Here is a 20,468-nt window from a genome sequence, read left to right as displayed (position 1 = left end):
TCAAAATAAGAGAACCAATGCACGGTTCCGTGTTTCGTTGATCATCAATGTGCAATCAGACCACAGACTTATGGACCGAACCTGTGGTTACCTACTTCCCTGGGGAAAATATGAAGCAATTTAGCAAGACAACGATTGGCAAACACGTAAGTACCGTTTCTGTCTTCGGCGCAGTATTGGCCATTTTGGCAATGTTCGTCGGAGTGGGCGGCGCTTCGGCTTCGTCCCAAACAACTGTTTCGGCTGTCACTATCGACCAGACAGCTGCGCAGTCGCGGACAGAGTCACAGTTGGTGCCGTGGATCTGGCCTTACTCCGCTCCGGCGCAGTCGCGGACAGAGTCACAGTTGGTGCCGTGGATCTGGCCTTACTCTGCTCCGACGCAGGCTAAGTCTCAGTTGGTGCCGTGGATCTGGCCTTACTCTGCTCCGACGCAGGCTAAGTCTCAGTTGGTGCCGTGGATCTGGCCTTACTCTGCTCCGACGCAGGCTAAGTCTCAGTTGGTGCCGTGGATCTGGCCTTACTCTGCTCCGACGCAGGCTAAGTCTCAGTTGGTGCCGTGGATCTGGCCTTACTCTGCTCCGACGCAGGCTAAGTCTCAGTTGGTGCCGTGGATCTGGCCTTACTCTGCTCCGACGCAGGCTAAGTCTCAGTTGGTGCCGTGGATCTGGCCTTACTCTGCTCCGACGCAGGCTAAGTCTCAGTTGGTGCCGTGGATCTGGCCTTACTCTGCTCCGACGCAGGCTAAGTCTCAGTTGGTGCCGTGGATCTGGCCTTACTCTGCTCCGACGCAGGCTAAGTCTCAGTTGGTGCCGTGGATCTGGCCTTACTCTGCTCCGACGCAGGCTAAGTCTCAGTTGGTGCCGTGGATCTGGCCTTACTCTGCTCCGACGCAGGCTAAGTCTCAGTTGGTGCCGTGGATCTGGCCTTACTCTGCTCCGACGCAGGCTAAGTCTCAGTTGGTGCCGTGGATCTGGCCTTACTCTGCTCCGACGCAGGCTAAGTCTCAGTTGGTGCCGTGGATCTGGCCTTACTCTGCTCCGACGCAGGCTAAGTCTCAGTTGGTGCCGTGGATCTGGCCTTACTCTGCTCCGACGCAGGCTAAGTCTCAGTTGGTGCCGTGGATCTGGCCTTACTCTGCTCCGACGCAGGCTAAGTCTCAGTTGGTGCCGTGGATCTGGCCTTACTCTGCTCCGACGCAGGCTAAGTCTCAGTTGGTGCCGTGGATCTGGCCTTACTCCGTGTCAACGAGCACGATGGGTAAAGCATAGAAATTTGCACCTACTTGGGTTTTGTCCGGTAAGTGGTTGAAATAGTTACAAAGAAATGGTCAGTCGCAATTGCGGCTGACCATTTCTTGTTCCAAGGTCCAAGTACTCGCCTAACGGCTTACGCATATGCAGGGGACGGCAACGTCCGGCGTAGCGCATAGAATCTAGTACTGACATACTTGCAAATGGCCGCGTCCCGTTTGATTGCGTGCGACTTCGGCGCGCCCTCTGGAATATACGCACACGGTGCTCCGGCACGTGGCCACCTACAGTTTGAACGAAAAAATCTAAGGATGGTTCGAAGATCTTGAACGTTTACCGTTTGGCCACAAGGCGTGGGAGGGCGGCGCTCGGCGCCACCTTGACCATCGTGGCCCTTTTCCTAGGTGCCGGCACGGCCTCTGCCGCCGTGATGCCTGCCGCCTCCTCTACCCAGTCTGTCAAAGGTGTGGAGGTGCCAATGGCGGTGGCCGCCGCCACCGACGTCAAAGGGAAAACTTTTGCTGTGGCTACGGACACCACTTTTGCCCCGTTTGAGTTTCGTAATGGCGGTGGTGACCTTGTCGGAATCGACATGGATCTCTTGCACGCTATTGCCGAGAATCAAGGCTTCAGCGTAGACATCAAGTCCCTTGGATTCGATGCTGCACTGCAGGCGCTGCAATCCAACCAGGTGCAAGGCGTGATCGCGGGCATGTCCATCACGGATAAGCGCAAGCTCATTTTTGACTTCTCAGACCCCTATTTCGACTCCGGCGTACAGATGGCTGTGGCCAAGGACAACGAGACGGTCAAAACCTACGCGGATCTTAAAGGGAAAACGGTTGCCGTAAAGAGAGGCACCGAAGGCGAAACCTTTGCTAACTCCATCAAGGATGCAAATGGGTTTACTGTCAAAGCACTTGCCGACTCCGCCACGATCTATGACGATGTCAAGGCTGGAAATTCGGTGGCAGTCTTTGACGACTACCCGGTGTTGGCCTACGGTGTCAGCCAAAATAATGGTTTGAAGATTGTCACTCCCAAAGAAGCGGGAAGTTCCTACGGATTCGCAGTCAACAAGGCGCAAAATAGCGACCTTCTCGCCGCGTTCGACGCGGGACTGGCTAATCTGAAGGCTAACGGGGACTATCAGAAAATCCTCGATAAGTACCTCTCTGCACCGGAAACAGCCAAACAAACAAGCTTCTTTGATCTCCTGGTGAACAGTTTTCCGGCCCTTATGAAGGGCCTGGGCATGACGCTGCTGGCCACTGGGTTGTCGCTGATAATCGCGTTGGTCTTGGGCGTCGTCTTTGGATTCTTCAAAGTCGGTGAGAGTCGGATACTTCGGATTGTTGCCAGTATTTACGTAGAAATATTCCGGGGAACACCTCTGCTGGTGCAGGCATTCTTCTTCTATTTTGGTCTTCCCCAGCTAACGGGTCAGCCGCTTGACGTGCTCTCCGCGGGTGTCATCACACTGAGCTTGAATGCTGGCGCCTACATGACGGAGATAGTCCGCGGTGGAATCCAGTCAGTGGACCCGGGCCAGCTGGAAGCTAGCCGCAGTTTGGGTCTAGGGTATGTCACTTCCATGCGCCGGGTGGTAGTACCACAAGCCATCAAGATCATGACGCCGTCTTTCATCAACCAGTTCGTCATCACCCTTAAGGACACTTCCTTGCTAGCGGTCATTGGCTTTGCAGAACTGACGTACCAAGGCCAGCAGATTTACGCGGCCAACTTCCGTACCGGTGAGACATTGCTGATCGTGGCTGCCCTGTACTTCATCGTGATCTTCGTTTTGACACAACTCTCCAACGTTCTGGATAGGAAGTTCAACAAATGAGCGCCACCACAGAAAACGACGCACCAGCAAAAATCATAGTGCGCGACCTGAAGAAGTCCTTCGGTGCCAACGAGGTCCTGAAAGGCATTAACGTTGAGATTGCTGAGGGTGAGGTTGTTTGCGTGATCGGGCCATCCGGTTCCGGCAAATCAACCTTTCTGCGTTGCCTGAACAAATTAGAGGACATCACAGCAGGATCCGTCACGGTGGACGGCTACGACCTCACAGACCCCACCGTTGATCTCAATGCCGTGCGCCAGCACATTGGCATGGTATTCCAGCATTTCAATCTGTTCCCGCACATGAGCGCTTTGCAAAACATTATGTTGGCACCGGTGGAATTGAAGAAGTTGGACAAAGCCGGAGCACGTGCTCAGGGCATGGACCTCTTGAAACGAGTGGATCTTGCTGAGAAGGCTGATGCGCGCCCGGCCTCACTGTCCGGAGGCCAGAAGCAACGTGTGGCCATTGCCCGGGCTCTGGCCATGAGTCCAGGGATCATGCTCTTTGACGAGGCCACGAGTGCCTTGGATCCCGAGATGGTCGGGGAAGTGCTCCAAGTGATTCGTGATCTAGCTGCTGAAGGAATGACAATGGTCGTGGTGACCCACGAGATGGGCTTCGCCCGTGAAGTTGCAGACCGGGTCATCTTTATGGACGGTGGGGTAATCTGCGAGCAAGGTACTCCGGAGGAAATCTTCTCCAATGCTCAGCAGCCTCGTCTCCAAGAGTTCCTCGCCAAGGTTCTCTAAGCGTATATTTTCTCGGGTGGCCGGCCTCTTTGGCTGGCCGCCCGTACCCGTTCCGCTCTAGGGTCTCCACGGAATGGACCGATGGCGGAACATAATTTAGGGAAGGTTGTCTCATGGATATGCAGAGCACAGTGGAAGAGATCGTGGCGACTGTGCGACCGCTCCTGCGCCGGGGCGATGTAGCTTCCTACATTCCCGGGCTGGCGAATGTTTCCCCCGACAAATTTGGTATGTGTGTGGCGATGTCGGACGGAGAGGTATTCGGAGCGGGGGACTGGCATACCCAGTTCTCGATACAGAGTATTTCCAAAGTCTTTTCCCTGGCGCTCGTGATGTCCTACGACTATGACTCCATTTGGCGACGCGTTTCTCGTGAACCGTCAGGCTCCGCCTTCAACTCCATGGTCCAGCTTGAAGCAGATCAGGGAATTCCGCGTAATCCATTTATCAATGCCGGAGCGTTGGTGGTCACTGATCGTTTGTTGACGCTCACGGGTGATGCAGCGCATTCAATCCGTGGGCTATTACGCTCCGAGTCCGGAAACCCGAGCGTGGACGTGGACCGGGCGGTGGCAGCCTCTGAGGCGCAGCATGGTCACCGTAACGCGGCCATGGCACATTTTTTGGCAAGTTACGGAAATCTGGAGAATCCGGTGGAGTTGGTCATGGAAAACTACTTTGACCAGTGTGCCCTAGAAATATCCACAGAAGACCTTGCCAAAGCTTCACTTTTCCTGGCTCGACACGGTGTCTCCGCGGGTGGAACGCCGTTCCTGAGCCCGAATCAGAGCAAACGCATCAATGCGGTCATGCTTACTTGTGGAACGTACGACGCCGCTGGCGAGTTCGCGTATCGGGTCGGGTTGCCGGGCAAGAGCGGTGTGGGTGGTGGAATCATCGCAGTAGTGCCCGGACGGTGCTCAGTTGCTGTCTGGGGCCCATCCTTGGGACCGAACGGAAACTCGGTGGCCGGTATTGCGGCACTGGACGAATTCACCACCCGGACAGGTTGGTCGATCTTCTAACGCTGCAGGAGACTAAAGTGCGACGGCGGTCCCTGCGCGAGTAGAAACACTCGCCCAGGGACCGCCGTCGCTCATCTAAGAATCAGCAGCCGTAGTAGAGCTCGAACTCATAGGGGTTGGGACGCAGTTGCAGCGGCTTAATCTCGTATTCGCGCTTGTAATCGATCCAAGTGTCGATCAGATCCTGCGTAAAGACACCGCCAGCCTGCAAGAAATCGTTGTCGTTCTCCAAAGCGATCAAAGCTTCGTCCAGTGACTCCGGAGCCTTCGGAATGTCCTTCGCCTCTTCAGGAGGAAGCTCGTAGAGGTCCTTGTCGATCGGCGCTGGCGGTTCAATCCGATTCTTAATCCCGTCTAGGCCGGCCATCAGCTGGGCAGAGAACGCCAGATACGGGTTGGAGGAGGGATCCGGTGCCCTGAACTCAAGACGCTTCGCTTTCGGGTTCGAGCCGGTGATTGGGATCCGAATACCAGCGGAACGGTTCCCCTGCGAGTACACCATGTTCACCGGTGCCTCGAAGCCCTTGACCAGGCGGCGGTAGGAGTTCACCGTCGGGTTGGTGAAGGCGAGGACCGCAGATGAGTGCTTGAGCAGGCCTCCGATGTACCATCGGGCAAGGTCAGACAGGCCGGCATAACCTTTTTCATCGTAAAAGAGCGGCTTACCGTTGCTCCACAACGACTGGTGGCAGTGCATGCCCGAGCCGTTGTCGCCAAAAACTGGTTTGGGCATGAACGTGACGGACTTGCCCCAGGCCCAAGCCGTGTTCTTGATGACGTATTTGAACTTCTGCAGGTCATCGGCGGAGTGAACTAGCGTGTTGAACGTGTAGTTGATTTCTGCCTGACCGGCAGCGCCCACCTCGTGGTGCGAACGTTCCACGGCAAGACCGGCGTTGTCCAGTTCGATGCACATGGCGTCGCGAAGATCGGCCTGATGGTCTACGGGCGCTACTGGGAAGTATCCGCCCTTGACGGGCGTCTTGTAACCGAGGTTTCCGCCCTCTTCCTTGCGGCCGGTGTTCCAGTTGGCTTCCTCGGAGTCGATCTTATAGAAGGACCCCTGCGGCGAGGACTCGTACTGGACGTTGTCAAAGACAAAGAACTCGGCTTCGGCGCCAAAGAAAGCTGTGTCCGCAATTCCGGTAGACGCCAAGTATGCTTCAGCCTTCTCGGCTACGCCCCGAGGGTCACGGTGGTACGGGTCTCCGGTACGAGGGTTGACGATTGAGAAGTTCAATGCCAACGTCTTCTCCAGACGGAACGTGTCAACAAACGCTGTGGTGGGATCCGGGATCAGCTGCATGTCGGATTCTGCGATGCCCTGAAAGCCTCGGATGGAAGAACCGTCGAACAGCTGTCCATTGATGAAGAAGTCGGCATCCACGGTCTTTGCCGGGACATTGAAGTGCTGCTGCACGCCGGGAAGATCGGTGAATCGGATATCGACGAATTTCACATCTTCGTCTTTGATGAACTTGAGGACTTCGTCCGCGTTCTTGAACATCTAAGCTCCTTGGCGCTTGGGTTCCGGCCGGGTGGATTCCGGCCATGGGTGCTTCTACAACTGAAATAAGACTACGGTGACGCCATTACTCAACGGTGTCGGAAATGTTTCCAGCACGTTACAACCACAACCAATTTCGCACCGATGGGTGGGCGTATGCCAAGCACCGGTAAGCTTGTGCTGTGGTAGATCGTAAAGACATTGGATCCTGGCTCAGCGGGCCGGATACCTCTAATATATCCAATTACCCGGGCGAGCGTTTAGGGTTACCCGAATCTGGGCGTGGCTCGATGGCGCGTGCAGGCCGACGCATCCTGGCAATTTGCATCGACTGGGGCCTGAGCTACCTGATAGCAATTGCCTTCTTCGGCGGAAATTCGATGGCAATTTTGGCCGTTTTTGCACTGGAACAAATGGTACTAGTCGGCACCCTCGGTTTCAGCATTGGCCATCGCGTGAGCGGAATCCGGGTTCGACGCCTGGACAGCGCCCCTGTAGGGCTTCTCGCTGGAGTCGTCCGAGCGGTGCTGATATGTCTGCTAATACCAGTCATCATTGTCGATGCCGACCACCGCGGCCTCCACGACAAAGCCATGAAAACGCTCTTGGTTCGCCGTTAGATAGAAAAGCGAATAATTAAAAAAAGTTGGCCCCGGTGGGAAATCCCTCCGGGGCCAACTATTTTGGTTCGTCTTTAGCGTCCGCGTGCGGCCTTGCGGTCGGGGCGTGCCTTGTAGGGGTCGATTCCCTTGGGTATGGGTAGCTTGTTACCCATGGAAGTGATGCGCTTATTAACAGCACCAATTTCAACCTTGGTCAGCTCGCCCTTGAGCTTGTTCATCTTCTTAGTGACCTTGGCGATCGGCACCTGACCGTCGCCTTTGCCGGTTTCGATGACTATCACGGCTACGTTGGGCAAAATGCGGTTCAGACGGCGTCTCTCGGCGTCCACCAGCCCCTTCACGCGCGAGGACGGTCCCTCAGTGACGAGGACGATTCCGGCCTTCCCAATAGCGCGGAAGACAACATCCTGCGTTCGAGGGTTGACGGAGACTGGTTGTTCCTCAAAAATCCAGCCCTTCTTCAGCGAGCTTAGAGCCGCACCTGCGGCACCAGGCTTACCCTCGATTTGTGCGTAAGCGGCGCGTTCGGCACGCCGGGACATGATCAGTAATGCGCCCAACAGCCCCAGCGGCAAACCGATGAGCAGCCCGTTGATCCAGGAATGCGGCGGGATCAACAAGGACACCACGACGGCGACGAGGACCAGCGCGAAGAAGGTGCCAAGCATGTACCACGTGACCATAGGGTCGTGGCGGCGGGTCATCTTGAAGATGTCCACCATTTGCTTGATCCGACTGGGCTTTTTTACCTTCTTCGGGGCGCCTTCTTTTGGCGTGCGCTTAAAGAGTGAGCGCTTCGGTTTATCGTCGTCAATGTGTGTGGAGTCAGTGGTTTTGGCCATAGTAATTCAATTCTAGCGGGTGTTGGATGAAAATGACTGCGTGCACGCTTGGCCGGAAAAAAGACACCGGCGAAGCGTGCACGTGGTGATCATGAGGCAGGGATGAGTGAGGCTGCTTCCTGGCGCGTGTGGCCTGAATCCTCGATACCCTCAGCAATGTGGGCTAGGTGCTCAGGGATGTCCCGACCCTTCTTGCGCATGGCAGTGGCCCACAGTCGTCCAGCACGGTAGGAAGAACGCACCAGTGGTCCTGACATAACTCCGAGAAAGCCGATTTCTTCAGCTTCTTGGGAGAGCTCGACGAACTCTTGCGGCTTGACCCAACGGTCCACTGGGAGGTGCCGCTCCGAGGGGCGCAAGTATTGAGTAATGGTGATCAAGTCAGTCCCAGCGCCGTGAAGGTCCGCCAGAGCTTGAGAGATTTCTTCGCGCGTTTCACCCATGCCCAAGATGAGATTGGACTTGGTCACCATCCCCTGGTCGCGGCCTTGGGAGATGACATCCAAGGAGCGATCGTAGCGGAAGGCGGGACGGATGCGTTTGAAGATTCGTGGGACTGTCTCAACATTGTGTGCAAAAACTTCCGGAGCTGATTCGCAGATCGCGCTAATGTGCTCTGGCTTGCCGGAAAAGTCAGGTATCAACAGCTCTACACCCGTATTGGGATTCAATTCGTGAATCTTGCGCACAGTTTCTGCATAGAGCCAGACGCCCTCGTCAGCTAGATCGTCGCGGGCAACTCCTGTAACTGTGGCGTAGCGAAGGTTCATTTTGACTACGGAACGAGCCACCTTGGTGGGTTCGAACATGTCGATCGGGGACGGTTTGCCAGTATCGATCTGGCAAAAGTCGCAGCGTCTGGTGCACTCAGAGCCGCCGATCAGGAACGTGGCCTCACGGTCTTCCCAGCACTCAAAAATATTCGGGCAGCCTGCTTCTTCGCAGACAGTGTGTAAGCCCTCACCTTTGACCAGGTTCTTCATCGCGATGTACTCGGGCCCCATAGTGACCTTTGCTTTCATCCACTCGGGCTTGCGTTCTACGGGCACAGCAGCGTTGCGCTGCTCAATTCGGAGTAACTTGCGCCCCTCAGGTACCAAGGTCATGCCAATGCTCCTTCCACCGGCGCCTGCGTCAGCGCGGCACCGGTTATTTCGCTTTCGGGGGAGGTACCTGCGGTGGCGGGGTCCTCAAGAAGGGGTCCTAGAAAGCGGTTGGTTGCAGCCTTTAGAACGGGAACCAAAGCTATAGGGTCGACGTCGTTGCCGGTCTCCGCCGCAATTGTGGTGGTGCCGGCGTCAGTAATACCGCACGCAATGATTTGTGCGTAGGGTGAGAGATCGTTGTTGGCGTTGATGGCGATACCGTGCATAGTGACGCCATCGTGAACCCGGATGCCGATGGCCGCAATTTTGCGTTCCACGTTTGTGGCATCCGCCAGGAGCCAGATTCCGGCTCGGCCATCCACTCGGACCCCGGAAACACCGAAGGCTGCCAGTGTCTCAATGATGATCTCTTCAAGTGCGTATACGTATTCTCGGATGCCGTGGGCGTCTTTCAAACGAACGATCGGGTACATGACAAGCTGACCGGGTCCATGCCAGGTCAGTTTGCCACCGCGGTCAACGTTTACGACGGGCGTGCCATCGAAGGGACGTTCATGGGCTTCCGTGCGTTTTCCGGCCGTATAGACAGCGGAATGTTCGAGTAGCAGCACGCTGTTTCCCACAGTGTGAGCGACGACGGCGTCGTGCACTGTGCGTTGTTGGTCCCAGGCGCTGCTGTAGTCGACAAAATCCGGGGCAAAACCGACCTCTGTGAACTCAACAGTCATGTAGGACACTTTAGGCGACGAAGTAACTTCGCCTAAATCCGAAAACCAGCACGGGAACCCTATGCCCTGTGGATAACTCTGAGCGAAACGGACAAAAAAGGTCTATGACTGTCATATGGAGACAAATATGGAGGGAAAAGAGGCCGGCATTGGGGCTGCGCAAACGCCGGTGATCAGCGGTTATGACGTGCTCCGATGCCTTGGCAGTGGGGCGCAAGCCACAGTGTGGCTGGTGCAACCACACGGGAGTCCGACTCTGTTAGCCGCGAAATGTTTCATGCCGGAGGGCGTGTCCATATCCGCTCCCGCCGATGATAGCTTCGAATCTGGAACGGGGTCGGCACTTCATAATGAAAGCGAGATCACACGTGAATGGCGCGTTATGGCCAATTATGACCACGAACATCTCCTGTCCATGCGTGGTGTGGAGGCGTTGGAGGGGCAATGGTGCGGTGGAAGGGCGCTTCTCACAGATTACGCAGCGGGCGGATCTTTGCAGGATCTGGTGGCAGCCCGAGGACCCCTTTCCGTAGGGGAGACGGTCACTGTGCTGACTCCTCTGGGGCAGGTACTTTCATTTCTCCACGGTAACGGTGTCATTCATGGCGACGTTTCACCGGGCAATGTTCTTTTTACGGCACACGGAAAGCCGGTTTTGGGCGATCTCGGCTTCGCAATGTTGGCTGGACAGCCTCCGCTGCCCGGCTCCGGCACCCCCGGATTCTTCAGCAGCTTTGACTCTGGAAAAAGTGCCGCATCAGACGTGTACTCCATGGCTGCTCTTGGGTGGTTTGCGTTGACGGGCTGGCCTCCACCGGAAACAAAAGAGCGTCTACCCCTCTCCTTGCTCGTGCCCGGAGTTCCAGGAGAATTGGCGGCGGCACTCGAGGCAGGACTGGCTGAGGACGCGGGCCAGCGCCCGACCGCCGCGGCCATGGCCCAATCGATCTTTCGCAGTGCACGTGCCGAGTCGTTGGCCTTGGCGGAGTCGGTTCACCCGAGTGTGCTCCCACAACTCTTGACCAGGCGAGCCCAGCGTGGTCCCAGCAAACGCTTTTGGCGGCACGGTGGCCTGGCGAAACCAAACCATGTGAAAGACGTAAACCGGCCGCGACAACACAGGTTTCCTCCCGCGGGCGCCGTCGGGAATGCCCCTTTTCGAAGTACCCGGCTGTGGTTGTGGCTGGGCATACTCATGGCTGTGGCGGGAATCGCAGCGGCCGGGTGGCAGGGGTCGTCCGTGCCAGCCGGCGTAGATTCGTCCGGTGACGCCACGTTCGCAAGCTCCTCAGTGAGTCCTGCTGATGCGCGGCCCTTACCGGAGGAGATCCGTCGGGGCCTGGCATCTACCCAACCTGAAGTGGCCTTGCCGGCGCTGGCGTGGGTGCGCAACTACGCACTCTCCAGCGGACAGTTCGCGTTGATGGCAAGCGTCAACGCAGTGGGTTCACCGGCCATGATCGCTGACAGCGCTGTGGTTCAGGCATTGGAAACGAGCCAGCATTCCTTCGCCGGGTTGGAAACGGGAGTGTCTCAGGCCAAGGTGGTGGCCAGCGGATTGATCCGTGGCGGATCTGAAAACCCCACGATGAGTTCGACGGTGGCTGCCACCATCACCACAACTGCTTTCGCCGAGCTCGACGCGCGCGGGAGCACCATCAATCTCCATGAGCGAGAACAGCAGCAAGAGTTGGTGATAGTGCTGGTTAGTGTCAGCGGACGGTGGATGATTCAGGAAATCAACGCGGGACCTTGATCCCGATTGACTAAGATACGTTCATGACTTCCTCGAGCTATCTGCGCTACCCACATCTATACCAGGACACGCTTACGTTTGTGGCCCAAGACGACGTCTGGGTCGCCCCGCTATCCGGAGGGCGGGCCTGGCGGGTGTCCTCCGAAGGGCTGCCACCTCGAAACCCACGATTCACCCCCGACGGCAAGCATCTAGTGTGGACTCTCCCTCGGGGGGAGTCTCCGGAAGTGGTCACCGCCCCCGTCGACGGCGGACCGGTTCGCCAGCTCACGTACTGGGGGCACCCCTCCACCACAGTCAAGGGCTTCGCCGCAGATGGCAGCGTGTTGGTGACGAGCGCTTTTGAGCAGCCGGATGCACGTTTGAGCTGGGCCTATGGGCTCCGCCTTGCCGACGGTCGAAGTACTGCCTTGAACTATGGGCCGGTGAATAGTGCCGCGTATGGACCGGTAGTCGGCGACGAACGTCCCGTCGTCGTTTCCTCTGTCCTGTCTCGCGAGCCATCTGCCTGGAAACGCTACCGTGGCGGCACCAGTGGCAAGCTGTGGATTGACCGGGATGGATCGGGGGAGTTTTCCCGCCTCGCTCCTGAACTTGACGGTAACCTCTGCGACCCCATGTGGGTCGGTGGGCGGGTGGCCTTCCTCTCGGACCACGAGGGCCACGGCAATCTGTATTCAGTGCTTCCCGACGGCTCAAATCTGCGCCGGCATACTGATTTCGAGGGCTTCTATGTACGCCATGCCAGTACGGATGGAACAAGGATTGTTTTCGAATCCGCGGGGAACTTGTTCCTCATCAGTGAGCTCGAGGGATCCAAGAAGCTAGACGGGACACTTAGCCGGGGTAGCGACGCCGTGCAGTTGGACATTAAGCTCGGTGCCACAGTACAGGCTCGCACGCCACGGCTGTTGAAAGTGGCTGAACACTTGGGTGATGTAGTGCCTCTCCCAGACGGGCGGAGCAGCGTAGTGGAATCGCACGGAACGCTGCACTTACTCACGCATAGCGACGGCCCCGCCCGGGTTATTGTTTGTGAAGCCGGGGTTAGAGCCCGGTTGGCTCGTCCGCTAGGCAGCGGACACATTTTTCATATCGCTGACAATGGTGGTGAGGAAGCTCTCTACATCCGTAAACTCGCGGATACCCCTGAGGGGGCCTGCGCGGTTGGATCCACTAGTGATACGAACGGCGTCGGCAGCGCCCAACACGGTTCTGATAGCGGTGAAAGCGCTCCCACGGACACTTCCGCAGGCACAGAGCTAGACCAGGAAGTAAGAGCCGTTGACAGCGGGGAGGCCGGGTTGCCACATCCTGTCTCGGCGCAGAGCGTCAACAACGATACATTCCGCGTTGCTGCCCCTGGCATGGAGCGCACCACGGCCCCCAGAGATGAGTTGGCCCAGCGCGGAGATGCTGCGCCGGTCCCAACCCCGGACGGGGAAGGAGCTGGTCGTGGGGAAGTGCTCGGTTCCACTACGGGCTTTGAACAGGCTCGCCGTATCGATTTCCCGGAACGCACTCGGGCGGCCGAAGCCGTGGGTAGCCCCGATGGGGGGTGGATTGCTATTGGCACCGAGTTCGGGCAGGTGTACTTGGTTGATGTGACGGCTGGCAGTATGGAATTGCTTTCCCAATCATCGGCAGGCGCGGTTGAAGAATTAGTGTTCAGCCCTGATTCAGCGTGGCTTCTTTGGAGCGAACCCCTGGAATCTGATGAGCCCCGAACTCGGTTGCGAATGGCGGCCGTGCGTGGCGAAGGAGAAACTCGCATCGTCGAGCTGACAGACGGGCGCTTTGCCGACCACAGCCCAGCTTTCACCCCGGATGGCAAGTTCGTCGCGTTTCTGTCACGTCGCAGTTTTGATCCGGTCTATGACACCCACTCATTTGACCTTTCGTTTCCGATGTCAACGAAACCGTTTCTGATGGCGTTGTCAAGGAACACCCAGTCACCTTTTGGCCCGTATCAAGAAGGCGCCCCGCATGCAGGGCTCGCTGCTGCCAGCCAGAAGTCCGCTAGCGCTGGGACATCTACCGAACCGGCCCAGGTTGTGGTTGATGTGGAAGGACTGGCCGCACGCATTATTGGCGTTCCCGTAGCCCAAGGCAGTTACACCGCACTTGCTGCCGTCGACGGCGCACTGTTGTGGCAGGTGGACCATGCAGGGGGGGCTACGGGTGACGGTCTTGCAACAGCGTCGGCGCAGTCAGCGCCGGCCAGTCTTGAGCGATTTGAGCTGGCCAGTAAAAAGACGACCCAGCTTGTGCCAGAACTGGACCAGTTCAGAATTAGTGCTGACGGAAAATGGATTCTCACCGTTCTGGGTGAGGAAGTGAAAGTCTATTCGAGCACGCCTGCGGGTACGGATGAGAATACCGGAACCGGCGTCGACTTAGACCGGATCCTGGTCATGATGGATCCTCCGAAGGTATGGGGGCAGGCGTTCGATGAGGCGTGGCGGCTCCAACGTGATTTCTTCTACACCGCAGATATGGCCGGTGTTGACTGGGATTCGGTCTATGCCAGGTATCGGCCGATCGTGGAACGCCTTGGTGGACACGACGATCTGGTGGACCTCCTGTGGGAGCTACATGGCGAATTGGGCACCTCTCACGCCTATGTCACACCAGCGCCAGTGGTGGAAGCCGGAGTAGGCGCGCAGGGCCACCTGGGCGCCGCGTTTGAGAAAACCGCCCACGGCTGGGCCGTTACAGAGATCATGGGTGGCGAATCATCTGATCCCCAAGCTTTCTCCCCCCTCGCCGCACCGGGTGTTGCAGTACAGCGTGGAGAAATCCTTGAGGCAGTTAACGGCATCGCCATTCCTGAACAAGGCCCAGCTTCGGTGCTGGTGGGTACCGCCGGCCGGATCGTGGAGCTATCCTTGCTGAGCCTACCCACCGACCAAGGTGCAGCTCCCGCGCGCAGGAGGGTCGCCGTCGTACCTCTGAAGAGCGAAGAACGCCTGCGCTACCAACAGTGGGTGGCGGGCAACCGTGCCACAGTCCGCCAAGCCTCCAACGGGACCTTTGGCTACCTCCATGTTCCGGATATGATGCCACGCGGGTGGGCTCAGCTGCATCGGGACCTGGATACGGAGACTGCTAGCGATGCGCTTGTCGTGGACGTCCGGCGGAACCGTGGGGGGCACACCTCTCAGCTCGTGGCGGAGATCATCGGGCGGCGCATGGATGCCTGGACCATGGTGAGGGGGGCGACTCCGAGGATTTACCCGTCCAGGTCACCCAGGGGACCCGTGGTGGTCCTTACCGATGAATTTGCCGGCTCTGACGGTGACATCCTTACTGCGGTAGCGAAACTGCGCGGGATTGGCCCGGTGGTAGGCATGCGGACGTGGGGTGGCGTAGTCGGGATTGACGGCCGATTTACGCTAGCTGACGGCACTGCCGTCACCCAGCCCAGGTACGCCTACTGGTTCCGGGATGGGTTGGGATTCGGTGTAGAAAACTACGGTGTAGACCCTGATATTGAGGTGCCATTCCCGCCGCATGATTATGCTGCCGGCAACGACCCCCAGCTGGAGGCAGCAATCGGAGTGCTGCTGGAAATGCAGCAGGAAATCTCCACGGTGCACGCGCCGCAGCTTTCCGGCTACCGCAACTTGGCGCCGTCGCCACTCCCACCGAGGCCATAAAAAAGCTAGGTAGCACCCAAAATAGTCTTCCTTGCCCCTGGGGGAGCGAAGACTCTCTCGAGTGCTACCTAGCAGCAGTGGTGGCTACGCGTCCAGCGTGGCCTCCAAGGTGATCTCTATGCCGGCCAGAGCTGCGGAGACCGGGCACCCTGCCTTGGCCCCGTTAGCGATCCGCTCAAAGTCTTCCTGGCTTATTCCGGGAATCCTGGTAGCTAGGGTCAAGTGGCTGGTCGTGATTCCGGTGCCTGGAACGAAGGTGACTGCTGCGCTGGTGTTGACGTAGTCGGCAGCATGGCCGGCTTCGCTGAGCTCGTTGGAGAATGCCATGGCGAAACAGGATGCGTGGGCTGCTGCGATGAGTTCCTCGGGGCTGGTCTTGCCTTCGGCGGCCTCGGCGCGTGCCTTCCAGGTGACGTCGAAGCTTCCTGCGCCTGAGCTGTCAAGAGACACCTGTCCAGCACCTGTGGGCAGATCGCCAATCCATCCAGCGTGGGCGTTACGTGTAGTAGCCATGTTCACTCCTTCTAAAGAATAAGACGCTTGCTGCCAATAATTCGATTGACAGACATCTTCAGCTTATGCCGTGGAGCGCTGCGGTGGGCAATGATCGGTCATATAGTGACGAACTAGTACCGGGGTAAAAACTATCAGTTCCACAGAGTTGCCACGGCGATGTTGATCAGTGCCATACCGCCGACGGCGTGGGCTAGGCCCGTCGGGACCGGCTTGCCGGTCTTAGCCTTGCGGTAGCCGATGATGGCGGGTATGAGGACGGCAACTGCAATGAGGAGCTTGATGCCGAACTTAATGTAGTTCACATCCTCATGCTGAGAGCCGAATATACCGATCAAAGCTAGACCCGTAGCGAGCTGGGCAATGGCGCCCCACAGCTGGATAGGCAGGACGGTTGGCTTCTTGAACGTTGCAAACCAGCCACCAACAATGGCGGCTGCACCGAGTACGTGAAGGAAAATGAGGATGTTAATAACTAAAGTCATGACGCTAGTTTACGCAACTTGGTGACACAGTGTCTAAAAAAGAACAACGGCGGTGCGCAGACTTGAAATCCCAAGCCACAGCACCGCCGTCGTACATTGTTCAGATGGAAACTACAGGCCTAAATCAGCCTCAAATGCTCCCTCTTCCAAGCGCGCCTTCAAGGTCTGCAGGAAGCGGCCGGCGTCTGCACCGTCCACCAAACGGTGGTCGTATGTCAGGCACAGGTACATCATGTGACGGATGGCGATGGTGTCATCCCCATCAGCGTCGGCCACAACCATTGCCCGCTTGACGATAGCGCCGGTACCCAGAATGGCAACATTTGGCTGGTTGATGATCGGGGTGTCAAACAGTGCACCGACGGAACCAATGTTTGTGATGGAGAACGTGCCTCCGGAGAGCTCGTCAGGGCCAATCTTGCCACTACGGGTCCGTGCAGCAACATCAGCGATCTTGCCAGCCAAACCAGCCAGATTGAGATCCCCTGCGTTAGCGATCACGGGAACGAGCAGACCCTTGTCCGTGTCAACGGCGATCGCCAGGTGCTCCGCATTGTGGTAGGTGATCTCCTGGGTTTCCTCGTTGTACTCCCCATTGACCTTGGGGTGCACCTTTAGAGCTTCGGTGACAGCCTTGGCAATGAACGGCAGGAAAGTCAGCTTGGCACCGTTGGTTGCCGCGAAGGCATTCTTAGCCTGATTGCGCAGCTTCACAATGCGAGTCATATCGACCTCGTGGACCTGTGTGAGCTGAGTGGAGGCATCAAGGGACTCTCGCATGCGTCGGGCAATGACCTGGCGAATTCGTGGGGCCTTGACAGTGGTGCCACGCAGGGATGACGGGACGACGGCGGCCGCGGAAGCCTTGGGCGCAGACGCTGCAGAGGTAGCAGAAGCAGCAGGTACGGCGGCAGCCTTTGCTGCCTCCGCTGCGGCTAGTACGTCCTGCTTGCGAACACGTCCGCCAACACCGGTGCCGGAAACAGTCGTGATGTCCACGCCCTGCTGGTTAGCGAGCTTTCGCACCAGGGGAGTCACGTAGTTTGACTCTGATCCGGACGGAGCAGCTGCCGGAGCAGGTGCTGAGACCGGTGCGGGAGCGGCGGCGGGTGCCGGAGCTGCCGGAGCAGGTGCTGAGACCGGTGCGGGAGCGGCGGCGGGTGCCGGAGCTGCCGGAGCAGGTGCTGAGACCGGTGCGGGAGCGGCGGCGGGTGCCGGAGCTGCCGGAGCAGGTGCTGAGACCGGTGCGGGAGCGGCGGCGGGTGCCGGAGCTGCCGGAGCAGGTGCTGAGACCGGTGCGGGAGCGGCGGCGGGTGCCGGAGCTGCCGGAGCAGGTGCTGAGACCGGTGCGGGAGCGGCGGCGGGTGCCGGAGCTGCCGGAGCAGGTGCTGAGACCGGTGCGGGAGCGGCGGCGGGTGCCGGAGCTGCCGGAGCAGGTGCTGAGACCGGTGCGGGAGCGGCGGCGGGTGCCGGAGCTGCCGGAGCAGGTGCTGAGACCGGTGCGGGAGCGGCGGCGGGTGCCGGAGCTGCCGGAGCAGGTGCTGAGACCGGTGCGGGAGCGGCGGCGGGTGCCGGAGCTGCCGGAGCAGGTGCTGAGACCGGTGCGGGAGCGGCGGCGGGTGCCGGAGCTGCCGGAGCAGGTGCTGAGACCGGTGCGGGAGCGGCGGCGGGTGCCGGAGCTGCCGGAGCAGGTGCTGAGACCGGTGCGGGAGCGGCGGCGGGTGCCGGAGCTGCCGGAGCAGGTGCTGAGACCGGTGCGGGAGCGGCGGCGGGTGCCGGAGCTGCCGGAGCAGGTGCTGAGACCGGTGCGGGAGCGGCGGCGGGTGCCGGAGCTGCCGGAGCAGGTGCTGAGACCGGTGCGGGAGCGGCGGCGGGTGCCGGAGCTGCCGGAGCAGGTGCTGAGACCGGTGCGGGAGCGGCGGCGGGTGCCGGAGCTGCCGGAGCAGGTGCTGAGACCGGTGCGGGAGCGGCGGCGGGTGCCGGAGCTTCTGGTGTCTGGGCTGCCGGAGCCGCAGTGGCTTCGGAACCAATGATCGCCAAAATACCGCCGACCTCCGCTGTCTCGTCTTCGGGGACGCGAATTTCCAGGAGGGTCCCGGCAACGGGGGAGGGAATCTCTGTGTCCACTTTGTCGGTGGAGACCTCGAGCAGCGGTTCGTCCACTTCTACGCTATCGCCAACAGCCTTGAGCCAGCGAGTGACAGTTCCTTCAGTGACTGACTCGCCTAAGGCAGGGAGTTTCACTTCAAAGGAGTCGCCAGTCGAAGCGGTGGCGGGTGCAGCCGATGCTTGTGGCTCTGCCGGGGCAGGCTCAGCGGCAGCTTCGGCTACGGGGGCAGGCTCAGCGGCAGCTTCGGCTGCGGGGGCTGATTCAGCCGTGGCCGTTGAGGACTCATTGCTGTCCCCGGAACCAATGATGGCCAGCGTTGCTCCGACCTCGGCGGTCTCGTCTTCGGGAACCAAGATCTGCTCTAAGATGCCAGCAAACGGCGAAGGGATCTCGGTGTCGACCTTGTCGGTGGAGACCTCTAGCAGGGGCTCGTCCACTTCGACACGCTCGCCGACCTGCTTGAGCCATCGTGTGACGGTTCCTTCGGTGACGCTTTCACCCAAGGCGGGCAAGTTCACGGATTCAGACATTTCGTCCCCGTTCTCCTTTTTGTCTAGTGCATATCCGTGCACTGGACATGAAATTCATGAGTAATGATTATTTGTATTCGAGTTTAGTGCACCCGGCGCAGGAGCCGGGTGCACTAAGGAAATGCTTTGCTATCCGTGCAGCGGACGCCCGGCTAGTGCCATGGCAGCCTCGCCCAGGGCTTCGTTCTGAGTGGGGTGCGCGTGAATCAAGCTCGCAACGTCCTCGGGGTAGGCTTCCCAGTTCACAATGAGCTGTGCTTCACCGATCTGCTCTCCCACGCGGGTGCCGATCATGTGAACGCCCACTACGGGGCCGTCCTTTTCCCGAACGAACTTGATGATGCCGCCGGTACCCAGAATGGCGCTCTTACCGTTACCGGCAAGATTATATTCAGTGGTTTCGACGTTGTCTTCGCCAAACTTGGCCTTAGCCTGAGGCTCATTCAAGCCAACCGAGGCGATCTCAGGATCGCAGTAGGTGACCTTGGGGACGTTGATGTCCTCGACCACGACGGGCTTCAAACCAGCGATTTCCTCGGCGACGAAAATGCCCTGCTGGAAACCGCGATGAGCCAATTGGACTCCCGGAACGATGTCGCCCACAGCGTAAATATTTCCGACGCCAGTGTGGAGGCGTTCGTTGGTGATCACGAAGCCGCGATCGATGGTGACTCCAGCTTCCTCGTAGCCCAGACCTGCAGTGGAAGGGCCGCGACCCACTGCCACGAGCATGATCTCAGCCTCAAAAGTCTTTCCGTCTACCAAGGTGGCTTTGACGCCGTCGGCACTCTGTTCAACACCCTGGAAAAAAGTGCCGGTGTTGAACTTGATGCCGCGCTTGCGGAACGTGCGCTCCAAGACCTTGATGATGGCGGGGTCTTCGTTGGGTACCAATGAGGCCATGCCTTCAATGATGCTGACGTCTACGCCAAATGACTTCCAAACAGAAGCGAATTCAACACCGATTACGCCGCCGCCAAGAACGATCACACTCTTGGGCACGTAGTCCATCGTCAGTGCTTGGTCCGAAGTGATGACCCGGCCGCCGATTTCAAGTCCAGGCAAGCTGCGGGAATAGGATCCCGTGGCTAGCACGATGTTTTTGCCCGTGTAGTTCACTCCGTTGACCGTGATGGTGTTCGCAGCGGTGAGCTTGCCTTCGCCGTCAATGACGGTGATGCCCTTGCCCTTGATGAGACCCTGCAGACCCTTGTACTTACCAGCAACGATGCCGTCTTTATACGCGTTGACGGCTGTCATGTCGATTGACTTCAGTTCAACGTTGACGCCAACCTTGGCGCCCTCGCGTGCATGGTCCGCAACTTCTGCTGAATGTAGAAGTGCTTTGGTGGGGATACAGCCGTTGTGCAGGCAGGTGCCGCCCAACTTGTTCTTTTCCACCAAGCCAACACTCATGCCCAATTGGGTGGCACGCAATGCTGTGGCGTAACCGCCACTGCCACCACCGAGAATCAGGATGTCGAATTCTTGCCCAGCTGCCTGTTCGGCCACTTAGACGCTCCCTCGCGTTCGGGTGGCGCGCGGGTTCCGCACGCCATCTCATCAATTGTTGTGGCAGAGCTACTCCCCGAAGCGTGCAGCCCTGCCATGTGCAAAATAAATGCCGCCCAAGACATGCACCCGTATCTAACGAATACACGAATTAGTCAAAAAGCTTTCAGCACTCACCTTAGCTGTCAGTTGTCCCATGCTCCACTACGAGGATGTCA

Annotated in this window: 15 protein-coding genes; 7 read left to right on the top strand and 8 right to left on the bottom strand. The window is 58.5% G+C overall.

Annotated elements, in window-relative coordinates:
- Positions 1-110 precede the first annotated feature (110 nt).
- From LOH53_RS12135 to LOH53_RS12120, 4 genes are all read left to right on the top strand, one after another.
- Entirely contained in the window at positions 111-1,271 is a 1,161-nt protein-coding gene (locus tag LOH53_RS12135; RefSeq protein ID WP_230068009.1) for a hypothetical protein, read from the top strand.
- A 307-nt stretch (positions 1,272-1,578) separates the two neighbouring features.
- A complete protein-coding gene (locus tag LOH53_RS12130) occupies positions 1,579-3,102 on the top strand; it encodes an amino acid ABC transporter substrate-binding protein/permease (protein ID WP_326832780.1) in 1,524 nt (507 codons plus the stop codon).
- Positions 3,099-3,854, top strand: a complete 756-nt coding sequence (locus LOH53_RS12125; RefSeq protein ID WP_230068008.1) for an amino acid ABC transporter ATP-binding protein — start codon at positions 3,099-3,101, stop codon at positions 3,852-3,854. The genes LOH53_RS12130 and LOH53_RS12125 overlap by 4 nt, the downstream gene beginning before the upstream one ends.
- A 113-nt stretch (positions 3,855-3,967) precedes the next feature.
- A complete protein-coding gene (locus LOH53_RS12120; RefSeq protein ID WP_230068007.1) occupies positions 3,968-4,879 on the top strand; it encodes a glutaminase in 912 nt (303 codons plus the stop codon).
- 82 nt (positions 4,880-4,961) lie between these two features.
- Here LOH53_RS12120 and glnA read toward each other — a convergent pair whose 3' ends face one another.
- Positions 4,962-6,386, bottom strand: coding sequence for a type I glutamate--ammonia ligase (glnA, locus tag LOH53_RS12115; RefSeq protein ID WP_230068006.1), 1,425 nt, complete (start codon positions 6,384-6,386; stop codon positions 4,962-4,964).
- A gap of 182 nt (positions 6,387-6,568) precedes the next feature.
- Between glnA and LOH53_RS12110 the strand changes: the two genes are divergently transcribed.
- Complete coding sequence (locus LOH53_RS12110) at positions 6,569-7,006, top strand: RDD family protein (protein ID WP_230068005.1); 438 nt, start codon at positions 6,569-6,571, stop codon at positions 7,004-7,006.
- A gap of 74 nt (positions 7,007-7,080) precedes the next feature.
- Here the strand turns inward: LOH53_RS12110 and LOH53_RS12105 are convergent, their stop codons facing one another.
- The 3 genes from LOH53_RS12105 to lipB form a co-directional block, all read right to left on the bottom strand.
- Complete coding sequence (locus LOH53_RS12105) at positions 7,081-7,851, bottom strand: DUF4191 domain-containing protein (RefSeq protein ID WP_230068004.1); 771 nt, start codon at positions 7,849-7,851, stop codon at positions 7,081-7,083.
- A gap of 89 nt (positions 7,852-7,940) precedes the next feature.
- Entirely contained in the window at positions 7,941-8,957 is a 1,017-nt protein-coding gene (gene lipA / locus LOH53_RS12100) for a lipoyl synthase (protein ID WP_230068003.1), read from the bottom strand.
- Entirely contained in the window at positions 8,954-9,694 is a 741-nt protein-coding gene (gene lipB / locus LOH53_RS12095) for a lipoyl(octanoyl) transferase LipB (RefSeq protein ID WP_326832779.1), read from the bottom strand. The genes lipA and lipB overlap by 4 nt, the downstream gene beginning before the upstream one ends.
- 106 nt (positions 9,695-9,800) lie before the next feature.
- Between lipB and LOH53_RS12090 the strand changes: the two genes are divergently transcribed.
- Both LOH53_RS12090 and LOH53_RS12085 read left to right on the top strand, forming a co-directional pair.
- On the top strand, positions 9,801-11,441 hold the full coding sequence (locus LOH53_RS12090; RefSeq protein ID WP_326832778.1) for a serine/threonine protein kinase: 1,641 nt from the start codon (positions 9,801-9,803) through the stop codon (positions 11,439-11,441).
- Positions 11,442-11,464: 23 nt separating this feature from the next.
- A complete protein-coding gene (locus tag LOH53_RS12085) occupies positions 11,465-15,100 on the top strand; it encodes a S41 family peptidase (protein WP_230068000.1) in 3,636 nt (1,211 codons plus the stop codon).
- Between the two features lie 84 nt (positions 15,101-15,184).
- On the opposite strand, the gene LOH53_RS12080 is transcribed toward LOH53_RS12085, so the two are convergent.
- The 4 genes from LOH53_RS12080 to lpdA all read right to left on the bottom strand — a co-directional run bounded on the left by LOH53_RS12080 (position 15,185) and on the right by lpdA (position 20,250).
- Positions 15,185-15,613 carry an OsmC family peroxiredoxin gene (locus LOH53_RS12080; RefSeq protein ID WP_230067999.1) on the bottom strand — a complete coding sequence of 143 codons (429 nt, stop codon included), beginning with the start codon at positions 15,611-15,613 and terminating at the stop codon, positions 15,185-15,187.
- Between the two features lie 134 nt (positions 15,614-15,747).
- Positions 15,748-16,098: a hypothetical protein gene (locus LOH53_RS12075; protein ID WP_230067998.1), complete on the bottom strand. Its 351-nt coding sequence runs from the start codon at positions 16,096-16,098 to the stop codon at positions 15,748-15,750.
- Between the two features lie 111 nt (positions 16,099-16,209).
- Positions 16,210-18,738, bottom strand: a complete 2,529-nt coding sequence (sucB, locus tag LOH53_RS12070) for a 2-oxoglutarate dehydrogenase, E2 component, dihydrolipoamide succinyltransferase (protein WP_230067997.1) — start codon at positions 18,736-18,738, stop codon at positions 16,210-16,212.
- A 129-nt stretch (positions 18,739-18,867) separates the two neighbouring features.
- A complete protein-coding gene (gene lpdA, locus LOH53_RS12065; RefSeq protein ID WP_230067996.1) occupies positions 18,868-20,250 on the bottom strand; it encodes a dihydrolipoyl dehydrogenase in 1,383 nt (460 codons plus the stop codon).
- Between the last annotated feature and the right edge of the window lie 218 nt (positions 20,251-20,468).

It is taken from the genome of Arthrobacter cryoconiti (assembly GCF_020905375.1).
GTDB classification, from domain to species: Bacteria; Actinomycetota; Actinomycetes; order Actinomycetales; family Micrococcaceae; genus Specibacter; species Specibacter cryoconiti.
This window is presented reverse-complemented; position numbering and strand designations above follow the sequence as displayed.

Coding starts and splice junctions, on each gene's coding strand:
- LOH53_RS12135 (WP_230068009.1), top strand. CDS start 111: ATGAAGCAATTTAGCAAGACAACGATTGGCAAACACGTAAGTACCGTT.
- sucB (WP_230067997.1), bottom strand. CDS start 18,738: ATGTCTGAATCCGTGAACTTGCCCGCCTTGGGTGAAAGCGTCACCGAA.
- LOH53_RS12080 (WP_230067999.1), bottom strand. CDS start 15,613: ATGGCTACTACACGTAACGCCCACGCTGGATGGATTGGCGATCTGCCC.
- LOH53_RS12125 (WP_230068008.1), top strand. CDS start 3,099: ATGAGCGCCACCACAGAAAACGACGCACCAGCAAAAATCATAGTGCGC.
- LOH53_RS12075 (WP_230067998.1), bottom strand. CDS start 16,098: ATGACTTTAGTTATTAACATCCTCATTTTCCTTCACGTACTCGGTGCA.
- LOH53_RS12105 (WP_230068004.1), bottom strand. CDS start 7,851: ATGGCCAAAACCACTGACTCCACACACATTGACGACGATAAACCGAAG.
- lipA (WP_230068003.1), bottom strand. CDS start 8,957: ATGACCTTGGTACCTGAGGGGCGCAAGTTACTCCGAATTGAGCAGCGC.
- LOH53_RS12085 (WP_230068000.1), top strand. CDS start 11,465: ATGACTTCCTCGAGCTATCTGCGCTACCCACATCTATACCAGGACACG.
- glnA (WP_230068006.1), bottom strand. CDS start 6,386: ATGTTCAAGAACGCGGACGAAGTCCTCAAGTTCATCAAAGACGAAGAT.
- LOH53_RS12090 (WP_326832778.1), top strand. CDS start 9,801: ATGGAGACAAATATGGAGGGAAAAGAGGCCGGCATTGGGGCTGCGCAA.
- LOH53_RS12120 (WP_230068007.1), top strand. CDS start 3,968: ATGGATATGCAGAGCACAGTGGAAGAGATCGTGGCGACTGTGCGACCG.